The sequence below is a fragment of the Alkaliphilus pronyensis genome (assembly GCF_009017275.1).
Lineage (GTDB): Bacteria > Bacillota > Clostridia > Peptostreptococcales > Natronincolaceae > Alkaliphilus_C > Alkaliphilus_C pronyensis.
In genome coordinates this window covers 38658-54741 of record NZ_WBZC01000046.1, presented here as the reverse complement: position 1 = coordinate 54741, position 16084 = coordinate 38658, and the positions used below count along the sequence as shown (strand labels likewise).

General features: G+C 34.9%; 23 protein-coding genes. 6 read left to right on the top strand and 17 right to left on the bottom strand.

Annotated elements, in window-relative coordinates; genetic code table 11:
• Positions 1-75 precede the first annotated feature (75 nt).
• A complete protein-coding gene (gene yunB, locus F8154_RS11635) occupies positions 76-759 on the bottom strand; it encodes a sporulation protein YunB (RefSeq protein WP_243141240.1) in 684 nt (227 codons plus the stop codon).
• A gap of 252 nt (positions 760-1011) precedes the next feature.
• Between yunB and F8154_RS11630 the strand changes: the two genes are divergently transcribed.
• Positions 1012-3657: a transglycosylase domain-containing protein gene (locus F8154_RS11630; RefSeq protein WP_151861791.1), complete on the top strand. Its 2646-nt coding sequence runs from the start codon at positions 1012-1014 to the stop codon at positions 3655-3657.
• A gap of 43 nt (positions 3658-3700) precedes the next feature.
• On the opposite strand, the gene F8154_RS11625 is transcribed toward F8154_RS11630, so the two are convergent.
• The 12 genes from F8154_RS11625 to F8154_RS11580 form a co-directional block, all read right to left on the bottom strand.
• Positions 3701-4270 (bottom strand): stage V sporulation protein AE, encoded by a 570-nt coding sequence (locus F8154_RS11625; RefSeq protein ID WP_151861790.1) that lies wholly within the window; start codon positions 4268-4270, stop codon positions 3701-3703.
• A 16-nt stretch (positions 4271-4286) separates the two neighbouring features.
• Positions 4287-4643: a stage V sporulation protein AE gene (spoVAE, locus tag F8154_RS11620; RefSeq protein ID WP_151861789.1), complete on the bottom strand. Its 357-nt coding sequence runs from the start codon at positions 4641-4643 to the stop codon at positions 4287-4289.
• A gap of 10 nt (positions 4644-4653) precedes the next feature.
• Positions 4654-5673, bottom strand: a complete 1020-nt coding sequence (gene spoVAD / locus F8154_RS11615; RefSeq protein WP_151861788.1) for a stage V sporulation protein AD — start codon at positions 5671-5673, stop codon at positions 4654-4656.
• Positions 5674-5684: 11 nt separating this feature from the next.
• Positions 5685-6140, bottom strand: coding sequence for a stage V sporulation protein AC (gene spoVAC, locus F8154_RS11610; RefSeq protein ID WP_330577898.1), 456 nt, complete (start codon positions 6138-6140; stop codon positions 5685-5687).
• Between the two features lie 13 nt (positions 6141-6153).
• The gene (locus F8154_RS15165) at positions 6154-6309 is read right to left on the bottom strand and encodes a hypothetical protein (protein ID WP_192930276.1); all 156 of its coding nucleotides are present in this window, start codon (positions 6307-6309) and stop codon (positions 6154-6156) included.
• A 13-nt stretch (positions 6310-6322) separates the two neighbouring features.
• Positions 6323-6733, bottom strand: a complete 411-nt coding sequence (locus F8154_RS11605) for a stage V sporulation protein AB (RefSeq protein ID WP_151861787.1) — start codon at positions 6731-6733, stop codon at positions 6323-6325.
• A complete protein-coding gene (locus tag F8154_RS11600) occupies positions 6730-7365 on the bottom strand; it encodes a stage V sporulation protein AA (protein ID WP_151861786.1) in 636 nt (211 codons plus the stop codon). Before F8154_RS11600 ends, F8154_RS11605 begins: the two co-directional genes overlap by 4 nt.
• 88 nt (positions 7366-7453) lie before the next feature.
• Positions 7454-7600, bottom strand: a complete 147-nt coding sequence (locus F8154_RS15160; protein ID WP_192930275.1) for a hypothetical protein — start codon at positions 7598-7600, stop codon at positions 7454-7456.
• Between the two features lie 121 nt (positions 7601-7721).
• Positions 7722-8492, bottom strand: coding sequence for an RNA polymerase sporulation sigma factor SigF (gene sigF, locus F8154_RS11595; RefSeq protein WP_151861785.1), 771 nt, complete (start codon positions 8490-8492; stop codon positions 7722-7724).
• Positions 8493-8504: 12 nt separating this feature from the next.
• Positions 8505-8954, bottom strand: coding sequence for an anti-sigma F factor (gene spoIIAB / locus F8154_RS11590; RefSeq protein ID WP_151861784.1), 450 nt, complete (start codon positions 8952-8954; stop codon positions 8505-8507).
• A gap of 13 nt (positions 8955-8967) precedes the next feature.
• Complete coding sequence (gene spoIIAA, locus F8154_RS11585; RefSeq protein WP_151861783.1) at positions 8968-9303, bottom strand: anti-sigma F factor antagonist; 336 nt, start codon at positions 9301-9303, stop codon at positions 8968-8970.
• A gap of 134 nt (positions 9304-9437) precedes the next feature.
• The gene (locus F8154_RS11580; RefSeq protein ID WP_151861782.1) at positions 9438-9782 is read right to left on the bottom strand and encodes a phage holin family protein; all 345 of its coding nucleotides are present in this window, start codon (positions 9780-9782) and stop codon (positions 9438-9440) included.
• A gap of 143 nt (positions 9783-9925) precedes the next feature.
• On the opposite strand from F8154_RS11580, the gene F8154_RS11575 reads away from it, so the two are divergent.
• The 5 genes from F8154_RS11575 to F8154_RS11555 all read left to right on the top strand — a co-directional run bounded on the left by F8154_RS11575 (position 9926) and on the right by F8154_RS11555 (position 12685).
• Positions 9926-10426 carry a MogA/MoaB family molybdenum cofactor biosynthesis protein gene (locus tag F8154_RS11575; RefSeq protein ID WP_151861781.1) on the top strand — a complete coding sequence of 167 codons (501 nt, stop codon included), beginning with the start codon at positions 9926-9928 and terminating at the stop codon, positions 10424-10426.
• A 178-nt stretch (positions 10427-10604) separates the two neighbouring features.
• Positions 10605-11084: a stage V sporulation protein AC gene (gene spoVAC / locus F8154_RS11570; RefSeq protein ID WP_151861780.1), complete on the top strand. Its 480-nt coding sequence runs from the start codon at positions 10605-10607 to the stop codon at positions 11082-11084.
• Positions 11085-12086 (top strand): stage V sporulation protein AD, encoded by a 1002-nt coding sequence (gene spoVAD, locus F8154_RS11565; RefSeq protein WP_151861779.1) that lies wholly within the window; start codon positions 11085-11087, stop codon positions 12084-12086.
• A gap of 14 nt (positions 12087-12100) precedes the next feature.
• Positions 12101-12454 carry a stage V sporulation protein AE gene (gene spoVAE / locus F8154_RS11560; RefSeq protein WP_151861778.1) on the top strand — a complete coding sequence of 118 codons (354 nt, stop codon included), beginning with the start codon at positions 12101-12103 and terminating at the stop codon, positions 12452-12454.
• 27 nt (positions 12455-12481) lie between these two features.
• Positions 12482-12685 (top strand): DUF1657 domain-containing protein, encoded by a 204-nt coding sequence (locus F8154_RS11555; protein WP_151861777.1) that lies wholly within the window; start codon positions 12482-12484, stop codon positions 12683-12685.
• 120 nt (positions 12686-12805) lie between these two features.
• On the opposite strand, the gene F8154_RS11550 is transcribed toward F8154_RS11555, so the two are convergent.
• From F8154_RS11550 to F8154_RS11535, 4 genes are all read right to left on the bottom strand, one after another.
• Positions 12806-13666 (bottom strand): DUF421 domain-containing protein, encoded by an 861-nt coding sequence (locus F8154_RS11550; protein ID WP_151861776.1) that lies wholly within the window; start codon positions 13664-13666, stop codon positions 12806-12808.
• A 17-nt stretch (positions 13667-13683) separates the two neighbouring features.
• A complete protein-coding gene (locus F8154_RS11545; RefSeq protein WP_151861775.1) occupies positions 13684-13890 on the bottom strand; it encodes a DUF1657 domain-containing protein in 207 nt (68 codons plus the stop codon).
• A 137-nt stretch (positions 13891-14027) separates the two neighbouring features.
• Complete coding sequence (locus F8154_RS11540; protein ID WP_192930274.1) at positions 14028-14978, bottom strand: polysaccharide deacetylase family protein; 951 nt, start codon at positions 14976-14978, stop codon at positions 14028-14030.
• Positions 14979-15077: 99 nt separating this feature from the next.
• Entirely contained in the window at positions 15078-16028 is a 951-nt protein-coding gene (locus tag F8154_RS11535) for an LCP family protein (protein WP_207706882.1), read from the bottom strand.
• Positions 16029-16084: the final 56 nt, after the last annotated feature.

The window sequence follows — 16084 nt, the reverse complement described above, 5'->3', positions numbered from 1 at the left end:
TAGTTCTGACACCTTAATCAAATATTTTAATTTTACAGTAATGATGTAATATGTACCCTAATGATAATATATAGCTTAATTCACACTATTTAGCGGAACAATATCTAAAAATTGATCCTTTGGTACCTGTATATATGTATTAGGAACCTTACCAACTATAACCGTCTCTGCAATAGGTACATATGTTGTAACTGCGATTCTGTTGGTACTGAAGGGAACTATGACCCTTACATTGGTATTAATGATTAAGTATATCCTATGCCTTGTTTGGTTAATGCCTGATTGCTGAAATTCTGTTCCAAAATTTACATCCACCATACCTACTGGTGTAACAGTCAGTTTTATTTTTGGGCCATATTGTGCCAATAGTTGACTTCCTAGTGCATTACCTAAAGGTATACGATCGGATGTTGCTTTAATTTGATTAAGCTGTTCCTGTATTGTAAGTGCAACATCTGAGGCCACCTTGTTCATTGACATTGTATTGGCCTGCATTAGTGTAATATTTCCTTCTTCGTCCTCCTTTACATATATTAAATCATCATACTTAATTCCACCCTCAAGGACTAAGCTGACTGCTTGGTTTACTGCCCTTGTTGTAACCTCTTGAGCCTTTAACTCTCCAATAGCCTGAACAGTAGGCATTATTTCCCGGTCAATGTATACAAAGGCCATTGTAGATGATATAAAAATAAAAATCAAAATAAAGATAACCTTAAGCTTAAATAGCTTTTTTCGCCTTAGGGCCTTAATATACAAAAAAACACCCCCTTTTATATATTATATGAATAGTAAACGGGAAAGGTGCATAGTTTTATTTAAGCTTTACATTATCTGCATAGAATGGCAGTTGTTGTATAATACTCTATATCAAATAATTATATGTTATAATGTCTTTATTATATCAAGTATTCTTTTGTTTAACATTATCCTTCTTATATGATATAATTATTCTGATTTATGCTTCTTTAAATATTAATAAATAAGCATATTCTTAATGGAGGTATTAATATGTCAGAAAAAAAATCATCTACAGAAAACAATAAAAACAGTAAAAAGAATAGAAATAAAAAATTAAGTATTTTAAGAGTTATAATATTAACTATAATTCTGATAGGTTTTATTGGTGGAGGCACAGTTGCTGGTATAGTTTTAGGGATTATTAAAGATACTGAGCCTATTGACGCCACTAATATTTATCAGCTGTTGGATGAAAGCTCTTTTATATTGGACTCAGATGGTAATGTATTAGAAAAAATTCAGGGTGAAGGACATAGAATTATAATTGATTATGATCAGATGCCTAAAACTCTTGTTGACGCCTTTGTTTCAATAGAGGATGAACGTTTTTGGAGCCATCCTGGCATTGATATTAAACGTATTTTTGGAGCTACCTGGAGAAATTTACGTACAGGCTCACGTCAAGGTGCAAGTACTATAAACCAACAGCTAGCTAAGGTAATCTTTTTATCCTACGAACAAACCTATACCAGAAAAATTCAAGATGCCTATTATGGTATATTAATTAATCGTCAATTATCTAAGGAGCAAATACTTGAGGCCTATTTAAATACGATAAATCTGGGAAGCGGTGCTTATGGAGTGGAGGCTGCTGCTCAAATTTACTTTTCTAAAAGTGTCGACCAGCTTTCAATAGCAGAATCAGCTCTCTTAGCTGGAATAACCCGTAACCCCAGTAGATATAGTCCTTTAATGACTCTCCCTAAGGAAAGTGTTAATGAAGAGCATTTTGTAATTGACGACTCGGATTCAACTTATTCTATTGTGTATAGAGATTCCTATAGAAATAGAATGCATACTGTGTTGGCTAAAATGCTAGAGCATGGCTATATTACTGAGGAAGAATATGAGGAAGCCCTTAATGAAGATATTCAAGCTAATTTAAAGCCTAATAGATTTTATGCCGATGAAATCTCCTCTTATTTTGGAGACTTGGTAAAAAGAGATGTTATTTATGCACTGGAATCAGAAGGCTATACAAAGGATGAAGCAAGAAACCTACTTCTTTCTGGTGGTCTAAGGATTTATAGTACTATGAATGTTGAAATTCAAAGAATTTTAGAGGAAGAATATGATAATCCCGACAACTTTCCAGGCACCCTAAAGGATGAAGAGGGAAATCTATTGAAGGATGCCGAGGGTAACATTCAACCTCAATCTGCAATGGTAATTATTGACCATAGTACAGGTGAAATAAAAGCACTAGTTGGAGGTCGAATGATTACTGGGCAAAAAATATTTAACCGCGCCCTTTCACCAAGACAGCCTGGGTCCTCTATGAAGCCTATTGCAGCCTATACACCAGCAATAGACCAGGGCTATACTGCAGCAACAGTGATAGACGATATACCTGTTTATTTTAATAAGAATGAACCCAATAAGCCGTGGCCTAACAACTGGTATAAGCATAAATATTATGGATTAATTATCTTCCGTAAAGCCATCGAGCAATCAAGTAATGTTGGGGCAGTTATAGTTGCAGATATGCTGGGCCCTAGTGAAGAAGCATCGAAGTCTATAATGCTGGAATATATAGAAAAAATGGGAATTACAACTGTCGTAAGAAGCTCTGACCCTATAATTATTGGCAATAAGAGGTACTCAGATGAAACCTATTCTACTGCATTAGGGGGTATGACTTTAGGTGTTACACCATTAGATATGACAGCTGCTTACGGTGTTTATGCCAACTTAGGTGTTCACATTGAGCCAATTACCTTTACAAAAATTTATGATAGACATGGTAATTTACTATATGAGAAAAAGCCCACTGTTACAAGGGTTTTAACCCCCGAAGTATCTTATATTATGACAGATATGCTAAGAACAGCTGTTTCATATGGTACTGGTTCAAGGGCTAGGTTAGATAGAGGTAATTCACAAATACCTGTTGCTGGTAAAACCGGAACTACAACAGAAAACAAGGATGCTTGGTTTGTTGGTTTTACTCCCTATTACACAGCCTCTGTATGGGTAGGTAATGATTTACCAAAGCCACTGACGGATGGTAGCCGTATATCTACTGAACTATGGCAAAAGGTAATGGCAAGGGTTCATGAAGAGTATAGTCCGAAAAGCTTTGAAAGACCCGATAACATAATTAGTGTAAATGTATGTAAAATATCTGGTAAACGAGTTTCAGAGCTTTGCCATCAGGACCCAAGAGGTAACGTAGTGGGATCAGAGCTTTTTATTAAGGGCACTGAGCCTAAGGAGGTCTGTGGTCATCATGTTCTTGCAGATATTCACATACCTACAGGAAAGCTTGCTACTGAGCATACTCCTCCGTGGGAAGTTGAATCAAAGGTATTTGTTCAAAGACCAATACCTTACATTCCAGAGGAACATGGTGATATAGTTCCTAGTGATTTTATCTATGAGCTTCCTACAGAATATTATGATCCAATTACTGATTGGTTAGAGGATACACCGTGGCCTGGTTTTGATGGGGATGAAGAGGACTTACAAGACTTTTTTGATAATTACGAATCTATTATTGACTCTAATAATGATGAAAATAATGATTCCAATAATGAAAACAGTGAAAATGAAGAAAACCATAATTCAGAGGACTCTGATAATAATATAATTAGAAATATTAGAAGAACAATAAGAAATAATCAAGATGATGAATAAGAAAACTGTAGCCTTTGCTACAGTTTTCTTATTCAGATGCCTACTATACCCTATTGCTGCTTCCCTCCATAATTACTTTTAAGGCTTTAGTTAGTATTGGCGCACCTATCCTTCTATCATCCTTGCCATTCATTTTTCCAATATCACCTAATCCAACTATTATAGGTGGTTTTGGACATTTTTCAATAATATCAACAGTATCACCATATAAAACCTTAAGTGAGGTTGCCACTCCATTCTTATCTACTGCATTTTCTATTAGACTTCCGTTTTCATCTATAGAAAAATCAACATGTACACCTTCAACCTCCTCGGTGTTTGATGCTACAGCAATTATTCCCATCACTTCAATTTCATCATCTGTTAATAGCTTTTGTAAAGCCCTTTCACCTATTCCCGTATTCTCATTTCCTTCATCATCTGTCATGACAACAACTGGATCATTTTTTGCCTCCTTAACTAAGTTAACAATCTCAGCTCCAGATAAGGGAGTTGGATTGCCTCCCGATTTTGAAATGCATCTACCACCTATCTGTCCAACTGCCATTTCAATTGTTTTTTGTGCACATCTATCACCATCGGTGATAATTATCACTTTTCTTTTATTTTTCAATGGTTTCTCACCTACCCTATGATTTTGTTTTTGGACTAAATAAAATTGCCATAGTATATCCAAAAACCACTGCTGCTGTAATTCCTCCAGATGTAGCCTCTACCCCTCCTGTAAAAATACCAAGTAAACCATTTTCATTAATTCCCTTAAAAACTCCCTTTGCAAGGGCATATCCAAAGCCAGGCAATGGAACTGTTGCGCCTGCACCTCCTATTTTAACTAGAGGCTCATATATTCCCAATGCTGTTAAAATGACACCAGAGGTTACAAATAAAACTAATACCTGTGGAGGATTTAATTTTGTGGCATCCATCAGTAGCTGACCAATTACACATATTAACCCGCCAATAATAAAGGCATATACATATGACATTTTTACCCTCCTAGTTGCCTTTCATTTCTACTGCTATTGCATGGGCAATTCCAGGTATTGATTCTCCCTGTTGAAAGCTTGTTGGGGAAAACAAAGCACCTGTTGAAACCAAAAGTAGTTTCTTAATTTTTTTTAGAATTAATTGCCTATATAAAAAGCCACAAAAAACTACTGCAGAACAACCACAACCACTACCACCGGCATGTGTATCTTGCTTTTTATCATCAAATATCTCTATTCCGCAATCAGTAAAATTCTTTACTATTCTAAAGCCCTCCTTCTTCATTAGCTCTACAGCAATATCTCTTCCATACTTACCAAGATCACCTGTTATTATTAAATCATAATCCTCTGGCCCTCGACCAGTATCAGTCAAATGGGTTGCTATTGTGTTGGCGGCTGCTGGTGCCATTGCAGCCCCCATGTTGTTGACATCAGTAATGCCTAAGTCAACTACCTTTCCTATTGTTGAATAGGTAACTACAGGTCCATTTCCACTAGAGGTTAATAGGGCTGCACCGGAACCTGTAACTGTCCATTGAGATGTGAGGGACCTTTGATTACCTAGTTCAAGTGGATACCTAAACTGTCTTTCGGCTGTAGAAAAGTGACTTGATGTTGTTGCTATTACTTTATCAGCAAATCCTCCGTCCAATAGAACTGCCCCTATACTAATGGCTTCAGTAAAGGTGGAGCAGGCACCATATAAGCCATATAGAGGGAGCTCTAAGTCTCGAGCTGCAAATGTAGTTGAAATCAGTTGGTTTAAAAGATCCCCACCAATCATAAAATCAATATCTGGTATTTTTAGCTTCCCCTTTGAAATAGCTATTGTTACTGCCTCCTTCAATAGCTTGCTTTCTGCCATTTCCCAACTATCCTCACCAAACAAATCATCTTCAAGAACCTCATCATAGTAATCTGCCAGAGGACCTTGTCCCTCCTTAGGCCCAACTATAGAAGCAGTTGTTAAAATTGAAGGAGGGGAAGAAAATTTTATTGTTTGCCTGCCTATTTTTTTTACTGCCACCTCCACTCACCCTACCTTATGAAATAATAAACTATACCTACTATAACAGATGTTGTAATTCCGTATACCAGTACAGGACCTGCTATAGAAAACATTTTTGCTGCAACTCCAAAAATAAAACCCTCTCGTTTAAACTCCATAGCTGGAGAAACCACTGAATTTGCAAAACCCGTAATTGGTACAATCGAGCCTGCACCTGCTACTTTACCTATTTTATCGTAAACTCCAATACCAGTTAAAAATGCCCCTATAAATATCATTATCAATGTTGTAACATTTGTGGACTCTAAATGTGATAGTTTAAACACAGATTCTATAGTATTGTGAAGGAATTGCCCAACAATACAAATTAATCCACCTACACTAAAGGCCCAAAAACAATTTAATAGCAGATTTGGCTTAGGGTTATTACTATCAACCAGCTTCTGAAACTCTTTTTTTTCTTGTGTTTTCATTCGTCTAGCCATAATAATACCTCACTTAACGTAGCTCATTTACAGTAGTCTTTCTTTTTAAATTTTCAAGAGGAAGATTTAAGCTGCTTGCTTCTAGCTGATGGATTTTATTCTTATCCTCTGAATTTTCTAAGGTAACAGGATTAAATCTTCCTTGAGGATAGTAGCATTTTTTTTTCACTTAAACACCTCTATTATTTTATTAGTAGAAAGTCCAACAATGATCCTAAAACCTTACCACATATCAGTGAATACAATATATATATAACATACCCCTGTAGCCTAAATCTTCTTATTAATACTGGAATAACATTCATTACCTCTGCCAACGCAGATGCCAGCAAGCCAACAAAGGTACCCATGAAAAGTCCTATTATAATAATTAGTGGTTTATTAATGCTTATTGCTAAGCTTGTTAATGAAGTAATTGCTGCTAAAACTGAGCCTATAATTATTACATTTTCATATAACTCAACATACTTATATGTGTTGGTTAGCTGTGCCAGCCTAGGTATTATATCTAACAATGTTAATAATGCTACTATACCGCTTCCAACAACTATTCCATTAGAAAACCCAGTTATAATAACTAGAAGATTTATCATTTTTTATTCTTCTCTTTCATTTCAGTATAGTTTTCATTATTCTTAATATAATTATCCATATTTTGCTGATAAAGATACATTTCTACTTCAAGGGGGCTTGGCTCAGTATTTATTTTTTTCTTAAAAATGTGATTAAAAAAAACAGACATACCAACTCCAATTCCTAAACTATAAGGTATTTGCAGTAGCAATGGCGACTCTATTACTTCACCTGTTATAACTCGATAAATGGTTTGATGGGCCAGCTTCATATCAACATCAGAATGAAAGTTGACTATAGCTGTTATTGAGCCTATAAAAAGTAAAAAAGAAACTAAGGCTAACCTGAAAAGCTTTAGTCTGTCCTTCTTATCTATATCTTCTTTAAAGGCCAAAAGAATTTCTGGTTCCCCCAGCACCCGAATGGATGCATTAGGAATTTCCTTCCTTATAAGCTTAATAACTGTCAGTACTGAAATGACATTGGCTTTGTCTTTAGATAATTGCTTATTGCTGTATACTATATTATCTATTTTTTTTTCAATCTCTTTTTGACAGTAAACCTCAACTAGCTCCTTTAAAAAAACAGGCTTATTTTTATTCAATATCACCTTACCCTTTGCTTGAATGTAGATTTCATTATTTGAATCCATTATTTCACTCCTCTAGCAATGTCAGAAAGCTTGGTTTCAATTAATTGGCAGCTCAGGGCCACTTTACTCTCACTTAAGTAGCATAGTATTAATAACTACACCTAGATAAAACAAGATCAGCCTTCTCAGGTACAGGGTCCTCCTGCATGCTACTATATAGTAACCAACTTGAGGCGACAATTATTGAAATGATTAAAATTAAAACTATGTTTTTTTTGTTTTTTAATAACTTCATAGTTGTATCACCATCCTTAATTTTATTATTAACGAAAATCAATATTTAATTCTTTACTAAATGTCTGCAAAAAAAAAGAAATTGATAGTTATCAAATTCTTTTATAAGTAAATTTAAATTGTTAAGCCATCTTCATATATTCCTTCATTGATTTTAAAATCTTCTTTTCAATTCTAGAAACTTGAACCTGTGAAATACCTAATACCTCAGCAATTTCTGTTTGGGTTTTATCTTTAAAGTATCTTAGTATTATTATTTGTCTTTCTCTTGGTTGCAGCTTAGCAATAACATCCTTAAGTATAATTCTGTCAATTACCTCACTATCCTCCAGTGAATCTGTTTCTCCAACCTTATCCATTAAGTGAATTGGTGCTCCATCATCGTGATGTATCACATCATAAAGGTATTCTGGATAGCTACTGGAATCAATTGCCATTACGATTTCTTCCTTAGAAATGTTTAAGTCATCAGAAATCTCTTGAAGTGTTGCTTCTCTCCCCAGCTCTTTTGTAAGCCTTTCCTTTGAATACTTTACCTTAGCAGCAGTTTGCTTTAATGACCTAGATACTTTAATAATGCCATCGTCCCTTAAAAACCTTTTTATTTCTCCTATAATCATAGGTACAGCATAAGTAGAAAAACGAACATCAAAGCTTACATCAAATTTTTTAATAGCTTTAATTAAACCAATGCTGCCTAGCTGAAAAAGATCCTCCTTTTCATAGCCCCTATTTGAAAACTTTTTTATAACACTCCGTACTAAGCCTAAGTTATTACTAACTAGAATCTCTTGAGCCTTAACATCTCCTTTTTGTGCCAGTGCTATTAATCTCATCGTTTCTTCGTGCTGTAATATTTCTCTTTGTTCCCCTGATATCGCCATATGATTCATTTTATCTACCCCTTATTTTACATCCTTGCTCCTATTGAGGCTATTAAATTTTTTTACCATCTTTATTCTTGTTCCCTTTCCTGCCTCAGAATATACATCAACCTTATCCATAAATGTTTCCATTACTGTGAAACCCATACCAGATCTCTCCAGCTCTGGTTTTGATGTATAAAGGGGTTCCATTGCTTTTTCAACATCTACAATACCTTGTCCATCATCTTCGATGATTACTTCAAGCTCATTATCCCTTATTGTACAAATAACCCTAACCATACCCGTAGCCTTTTCATAGCCATGTATTATTGCATTGGTTACAGCTTCTGATACAGCAGTTTTTACATCAGTAATCTCTTCTATAGTAGGGTCAAGCTGAGATGCAAAGGCAGCTACAACTACTCTTGCAAATGCCTCATTCTGAGATTTACTTTCAAACTCTAACTTCATATAGTTCTTATATTCCATTATTTACACTCCTTTACATACTATCCAAGGCATCCTTCAAATTTTCATGTTTATCAACAATACGATACAGTCCTGATAAATTAAATATTTTATCAATTTTATCAGATACTTTAATTACACATACTTTGCCGCCATTCTTTGATATGCTCTTATATCTACCCATTATTACACCAATACCTGAGCTATCCATGAAATGTAGACCACTTAAATCAAATATTAATAGCTTACATCTCTTCTTTTCGATAAGTTCATCTAACTCCTGACGAATCTCCTCAGACACATGATGATCTAACTCTCCCTCCAGCTTAACTACTAATTTATTATCCAGAACTTCATAATTCAATAGCAATACATATACCTCCTCCTATGGATAACTTTATTTCCAGTATATGTTCTATTCTTTATTGTCTATATCCTTCATCAAAAAAACACTTGTTTTGTTTAATTTTAGCTTATTTTGACATTTCTACAATTTTTAAAAGCCTACTTCTTTATTCCAATCATTCCACTTAGTATCATGTTAGTTATGCTTATTAAAATAGAACCTATAACAGCATCCCATAGTGTTGAGACATAAAAGCCATCTACTACTGCCGCAGTAGCATATAGAACTATTCCATTTATAAAAAATGTAAATAAGCCTAAGGTCATAATGTTTAGTGGCAGTGTAAAAAAAACAATTAACGGCTTAACAAAAGTATTAACTAATCCTAATATAAATGCAGCCATTAAAGTAGCTTCAATGGTAGTTACCATTATCCCTCCCATAAAATAAGAAATAATATAAATAGATGCAGCACTTACTAATAAACGAGCTATGAACTTCACAGTATTACCCCCTTGTCTTTCTTAATGATGTATTCAATTATGCTTCTATGCTATACTAATATTATATCTTTCCTATGAATTTTTTTCCAGCAAATTAATGTGACTATTCTTTAACATTTATTACATAATTAGGAGGTAAAACAATGTTTACTGTTGGAGTTATAACAGCAAGTGATAAAGGATTTAAGGGAGAAAGGGTTGACAACAGTGGCCCTTTAATTGGTGAAATACTGAAGGATATTGGTGGTAATGTAGTTGAATATGCTATTGTACCTGACGAAAAAGAAAAGCTAATTGAAAAAATGATTTACATGTGTGACATATTGAATTTAGATTTAATAATAACAACTGGAGGTACTGGTCTCTCACCTAGAGATATAACACCTGAAGCAACACTAGAGGTAATTGATCGCAATGTTCCAGGTATACCAGAGGCAATACGGATGAAAAGTCTTTCTATTACACCAAAGGCAATGCTTTCAAGGGCAGTTGCTGGTATCAGGAAGCAAACTTTAATCATTAACCTACCTGGTAGTCCAAAGGGAGTGCGAGAAGGGCTAGAGGTTATAGTTCCAGCCCTTTCACATGGAATTGGTATATTAAAAGGCAGTGAGACAGAATGCGGTAACGAAAAAAATAGCTAAAAGCAAAATTACCCCTGTATTAAGCAGTAAATTTTTCTGCTTGGTATAGGGTTTTTTACTTCAAATATCTGTTATTTATTTAGAATACAAAAAAATCAATCGGTAATAATAGTATTGAAACCAACCTTTAGAGCCATAAAGTAAAAAAAACATAAAAACTTTTAAAGAAGGTGAACCTATGTCTAGTAAGAAAAAAAAGAAGCTTACTCCTACTCAACAGAAATATCAAGCATTTGCTAAAACAAGAGAGCCTAAAAGACCAGTTGTCACCAATGCAATTAAAGCATTTTTGGTTGGAGGCATTATATGTACATTTGGTCAAGGGTTACAATGGTTTTTTATAAGATATTTTAATTTTACAGAAGTAACTGCAGGTAATCCCACAGTGGCTATTTTAATAATTATCTCTGTTTTACTAACGGGCTTTGGTGTATATGATCATATAGCCCAGTGGGCTGGTGCTGGTACTGCTGTTCCTGTTACAGGCTTTGCCAATACAGTAGCATCAGCCTCTATAGAGCATAGGAGCGAAGGCTACGTATTAGGTGTTGGAGGAAACATGTTTAAGCTTGCAGGACCTGTAATTGCCTTTGGTGTATTTTCTGGATTTGCTGTGGCTTTAACTAAAATAATTATTGAAAAGTTAGGTGGAATATAAATGATAAAGGGACATCAATCCTGGCTATTTAAATCAAAACCTGTCTTAATCTCCTCCTCTGCTGTAGGAGGTCCCTTTGAGGCTAAAGGTCCCTTGGCCGATGATTTTGATGTATTACACCAAGATATTTGGGTAGGTCAAGATAGCTTTGAAAAGGCTGAAAAAAAACTTTTAGAGGATGCATGTGAGACTGCAATTAGAAAGGCAAAGCTTAAAAAGGAGGATATTCATTTTTTACTTAGTGGAGATTTAATGAATCAAATAATATCAAGCAGCTTTACAGCTAGAACTTTAGGTGTACCATATCTTGGTATATTTGGTGCCTGCTCAAGTGCTATGGAGGGATTAGCTTTAGCATCTTTACTTGTTGATAGTCAGAATGCTGAATATACATTAGCTGCTGCAAGCAGCCATAATCTTTCTGCGGAAAAGCAGTATCGGTACCCTACTGAATATGGTGCTCAAAAGCCCCCTACAGCCCAATGGACAGTTACTGGTGCAGGTGCTGCAGTAGTTTCTAAGGCTGGTGATGGACCCTATATTACCTCTGCCACCATAGGCCGTGTTGTTGATATGGGATTGTCTGACCCCTTTAACATGGGGGCAGCTATGGCACCGGCAGCAGTAGCCACTATTGAAGCCCATTTTAAAGATCTGGCTGTTGAACCTGACTATTATGACTTAATTGCTACTGGAGATTTAGGTAAGGTAGGACATAGAATTGCTACAGATCTACTAACAGAACATGGATTAAAAATACCCTCCGATAAATTTACAGATTGTGGCTTACTAATATATGGTGATAATAAGCAGGTTTTTGCAGGTGGTAGTGGTTGTGGATGCTCAGCTACTGTAACCTATGGGCATCTTGTAAATCGAATGAAAAAAGGAGAAATAAATAGAATGTTGATTATAGCCACAGGTGCTCTATTATCTCCTATGTCCTATCAACAGAAGGAAAGTATCCCCTGCATAGCTCATGCTGTATCCTTTGAAATGTAAGGAGGTTTAATATAATGGAAAAATTTATTTGGGCTTTTGTCATAGGAGGAGGTATTTGTGTAATAGGACAGCTTATGATGGATGTTTTTAGATTAACTCCTGCCCACACTATGAGTACACTGGTGGTGGCAGGTGCAGTTCTAGGAGGACTAGGTCTTTATGACCCATTAATAAAGCTTGCAGGTGCTGGAGCAACTGTACCCATAAGTAGCTTTGGTAATGCCCTCGTAAAGGGTGCCCTTTCAGAGGCTCAGCGAAGTGGCATTATAGGGGTTTTAACTGGAATATTTGAAGTAACCAGCGCTGGTGTTTCCTCAGCAATAATTTTTGGATTTATATCATCCTTGATATTTAAACCTAAAGGTTAAAGCTTTACGAAGAAAGGAGGTGTTTTTTTGACGGTAGGTACTCAAATGCAGCAAGTAATAGCAACTCTGCAAAGTGCTTCAGCTACTCTTAAAGGCTTTGCTTTAGAAACTGAAGACCAAAATGCCAAAACACAATTCCAGCAAATAGCAGAATCTCTTGATAATAACCTACAAACCTTAAAGGATAGACAAGCTTATATTAATGAGCAAGAGCCTCAATTTAAGCAGTAGATATATTATCAAAATAAAGAAAGCTTAGTTACAATTATTAGAAGCATGGCGACACTAATCTCCCGCCTAAGAGGCGGGAGTATTAGTAACGCCGTTGTAGTAATTGCGTATTTTAGTTTCTTATGTTTTAAGGTGTGGCTCTAGCTTATCAGTAATCTCCTTGATTTTTAAAGCCATTTGATTATATTCTTTCTTCCACCTTTTATTTTGTGTTTGTAATGAAAAAGTTATAAAATCAGCTTCAATTTTATTTAACGTAGCCATTAAAAGCTCCTTAGTAGTTGGTACTGGCAATTGTATGCTATCATTAAATAAATCAATATATAACTCCCCCATAGAATCTACTTGTGCTATAAAAATATTATCTAATGTTACTCCAGCCTTATCTATCTCTGCCTTTAACCAGCTTCTATTCACACCAATAGTATTTAATGGTTCATCTAGTATATTTCCGTCCAATACTACAGTTTGAGGCTCCCGTATTGTACTAACCTGCATCCTCATATCCTTAGGTGTTAATGGCTGCATTTCTCGTTTTGGCAGTATAGATATATCCCCATTAGCCTCCATTACTGCAAACTCTACATCTGCCAGCTGAAAAATACTTTTCCGTCGTAGCTGTGATAGAAGCTCTTCACCAGTAATTCCTGTTGAATGTAAGTTTTCCTCCAGCACCTTTCCCTCTTTTATAATAACAATTTCTGTACCATAAAAATGATCATGTACCCACTTTGACTTCTGTATTAAGTACCTAACAATGCCAATTGCCAATAGCCAAAATCCTAAGGCTACTATACCCAAAATAACATTTTCTACAACATTTGTTATTATTAAGGCTATTAATACTGCAATTACAAAGCCTGATATGAAATCAAAAGAAGTCATGGCAGATATAGGTTTTCTTCCTATTATTGGTAGAATTATAGCTAAAAAAATAAATAATCCTACTACCTTAAGAATAACTTGTATCCATTCTTCCACTAATATCCCTCCAATACTTAAAAGCCTTTAAACTGTTGTTCTTCTTGTTCTATCTCTTTAATTCTTATGGAAAGGGCATCAATTATAGCTTGTAAATCAGTGTTACATTCCTCCATCAGCCTTTTAGTTTCTGGATTTGGATGATGTAGCTGATATGTTTGAATTGTTGCTAAAGCTCCCTTTAAATTTCCATATGTTTGCTTAACCTGCGTTGCCACCGTCATATATAACCCTACCTCCTTTTGTCTATTAAATATATTATGTTCAATTTTCCGCTATTTAATAAGGCATTAAGAAGGAGTTTATGGATAAATTATGAACTAAAAAGCCTTAGGCTTATACCTTAAGGCATTTATATTTATTATCTAACAATAGGCTTATTAGATAGCTTTAATTCTATCATTTTATCCAGCTCTTCTTCTGTAATATCTCTAAAGGTTCTAAAGGTGTAGCCATTATCCCTATAGTATTCTATTACTTGTGGAAGTATTGATACCATTTCCTTGTTTTTTTCTGTATCATGAAACAGTATTACGATAAAATCCTTACCCTCAGATGCCTTTTTTATGTTTTCAAGCATTTTTTCTCCGTCATTGAAATCAATACCTGTATCACCTGAATTAACATTCCAATCAATATAGTAATATCCTTTTTTCTTAATATCTTCAGTCAACAATGGCATAAATTCCCTTCCACCATAATCAAAGGAGCTATGATTAGATGAACCACCTGGAAAGCGAAGGATTGGTGGAGCTTTAAATCCCATAACCTCTTCATACAGCTTTTCGATGGCATAAAAGTCCTCATAGAAGGTTTCAAGGGTGCTATAGATAGAATAGTCATGGGTATAGGTATGGGGTAAAATCATATTCCCCTCTTCATATGCCTTAAGTGCAATATCTGTATTCTTAATCAATAGCTTACCTATTACAAAAAAACTTGCATTTACTTGATTTTCCTTTAATATCTCCAATATTTCAGTTGTTATTTTTGTAGGTCCATCATCAAAGGTTAAAAATACCTTTTTACCACCATTGGCAAGGGGATTTTCCTCATTTATATTATTTGGTTCTTTATTCCTTATTGCTTCTTCTATAGCTTCCTGAGCCTCATCTTCTATAGCTGTCACTTCTTCTCCCTTTACTTCTTCCTTTGGTAACTTATTTTCATCAATATGGTTGTTATCTGAGTTATTAACGGTTTTTGAGTTTCCTCCAAAAAATCCCTGTGCAATAGTTCCTATTGCAAAAAAGCTAACCATAAAGGTTAATGAGAGAAAAACAATTAAAATTATTTTAAAAAATCTCTTCATAAAATCACTCCAGTCAATTTCAAAAACGTCTATCATAAACCCAGTAAAGTCAGCCGACTATGAATCCTATTAACTGAGTTATTACTGGGCTTATATTCTTTATTCTTTTGTGTAAATAAAATCCTTCATAATTAGCTTAACTCTTTCTAATTCTTCTTGAGGTATTTTCTCATACCAACCTCCGTTAATATAATAGCCTTCCCCTTGTATTGAGGTTTTTTCTAAATCCTCTGTACTAAAGGCTGCGAAGGCCTTTATAAGGTCTTGTATTTCCTTTGGTGTAAGGGTTGTTTTAACATTATTACCCATAATATCCATCATGCTATTTAGTTTTGTTAGTGATTTAAAGGAGGAGACTTTATCAACCAAACCACCAAGTGCCTCCTGCTGTCTTTTCATTCTGTCATAATCACTTGCATGGTTTCCATCATTACTATGCCTAAAACGAACATAATCTAAGGCTTTTTTACCTTCTAGTGTTTGTCTACCTGGCGATAGTCTAATATTTGTCCCATCTGTTGGGTCATCATATTCCATATATCTGGTTACTTCAACTTCAATGCCACCAATTAAATCTACTAGCTTTATAAATCCATCAAAGTCAATAGATACAAACCCATGAATATCTATAGCCAACCAGTTTTCAAGGGTTTCCTCTAGTAGCTTAGAGCCACCTATTGGATAAGCAGCATTAATCTTTTTCATTCCATATTCAGGTATCTCTACATAGGAATCCCTAGGTATAGATATAAGTGTTACTTTTTTCTGGGGGGCATCTATTAAGGCCAGCATAATAGTATCCGAACGCCCTCCATCATCTAGCTGTTTACGGGCACTTATGCCATTTAACAACAAGATAAAGGGCATATCGGTTATTGCTTCATCATGTTGGTTTTCATTGTTAGAATTAGTATTACTATTAACATCTTCTGTAATAGAGATTGCCCTTAATGTAGCCTTGTATTTATGATAAAGGCTAACCCCATACATTAATGATGAGAGCAGCAGTAGGCATACGAAAGCAATGAGGCTTATTTGCCATTTCTTCATCATAAATACCTCCTCTTTAATTACAAATTAATATATGTTTATATCATAATTAATGA

Coding starts and splice junctions, on each gene's coding strand:
- F8154_RS11545 (WP_151861775.1), bottom strand. CDS start 13,890: ATGACGGTGGCAACGCAGGTTAAGCAAACATATGGAAATTTAAAGGGA.
- F8154_RS11600 (WP_151861786.1), bottom strand. CDS start 7,365: ATGGATTCAAATAATGAAATCTACATTCAAGCAAAGGGTAAGGTGATA.
- spoVAC (WP_330577898.1), bottom strand. CDS start 6,140: ATGGCTAGACGAATGAAAACACAAGAAAAAAAAGAGTTTCAGAAGCTG.
- spoVAE (WP_151861778.1), top strand. CDS start 12,101: ATGGAAAAATTTATTTGGGCTTTTGTCATAGGAGGAGGTATTTGTGTA.
- F8154_RS11535 (WP_207706882.1), bottom strand. CDS start 16,028: ATGAAGAAATGGCAAATAAGCCTCATTGCTTTCGTATGCCTACTGCTG.
- F8154_RS15160 (WP_192930275.1), bottom strand. CDS start 7,600: ATGAAGTTATTAAAAAACAAAAAAAACATAGTTTTAATTTTAATCATT.
- F8154_RS11575 (WP_151861781.1), top strand. CDS start 9,926: ATGTTTACTGTTGGAGTTATAACAGCAAGTGATAAAGGATTTAAGGGA.
- spoVAD (WP_151861779.1), top strand. CDS start 11,085: ATGATAAAGGGACATCAATCCTGGCTATTTAAATCAAAACCTGTCTTA.
- F8154_RS11630 (WP_151861791.1), top strand. CDS start 1,012: ATGTCAGAAAAAAAATCATCTACAGAAAACAATAAAAACAGTAAAAAG.
- sigF (WP_151861785.1), bottom strand. CDS start 8,492: ATGAATCATATGGCGATATCAGGGGAACAAAGAGAAATATTACAGCAC.
- F8154_RS11605 (WP_151861787.1), bottom strand. CDS start 6,733: ATGATAAATCTTCTAGTTATTATAACTGGGTTTTCTAATGGAATAGTT.
- spoVAC (WP_151861780.1), top strand. CDS start 10,605: ATGTCTAGTAAGAAAAAAAAGAAGCTTACTCCTACTCAACAGAAATAT.
- spoVAE (WP_151861789.1), bottom strand. CDS start 4,643: ATGTCATATGTATATGCCTTTATTATTGGCGGGTTAATATGTGTAATT.
- F8154_RS11540 (WP_192930274.1), bottom strand. CDS start 14,978: ATGAAGAGATTTTTTAAAATAATTTTAATTGTTTTTCTCTCATTAACC.
- spoIIAB (WP_151861784.1), bottom strand. CDS start 8,954: ATGGAATATAAGAACTATATGAAGTTAGAGTTTGAAAGTAAATCTCAG.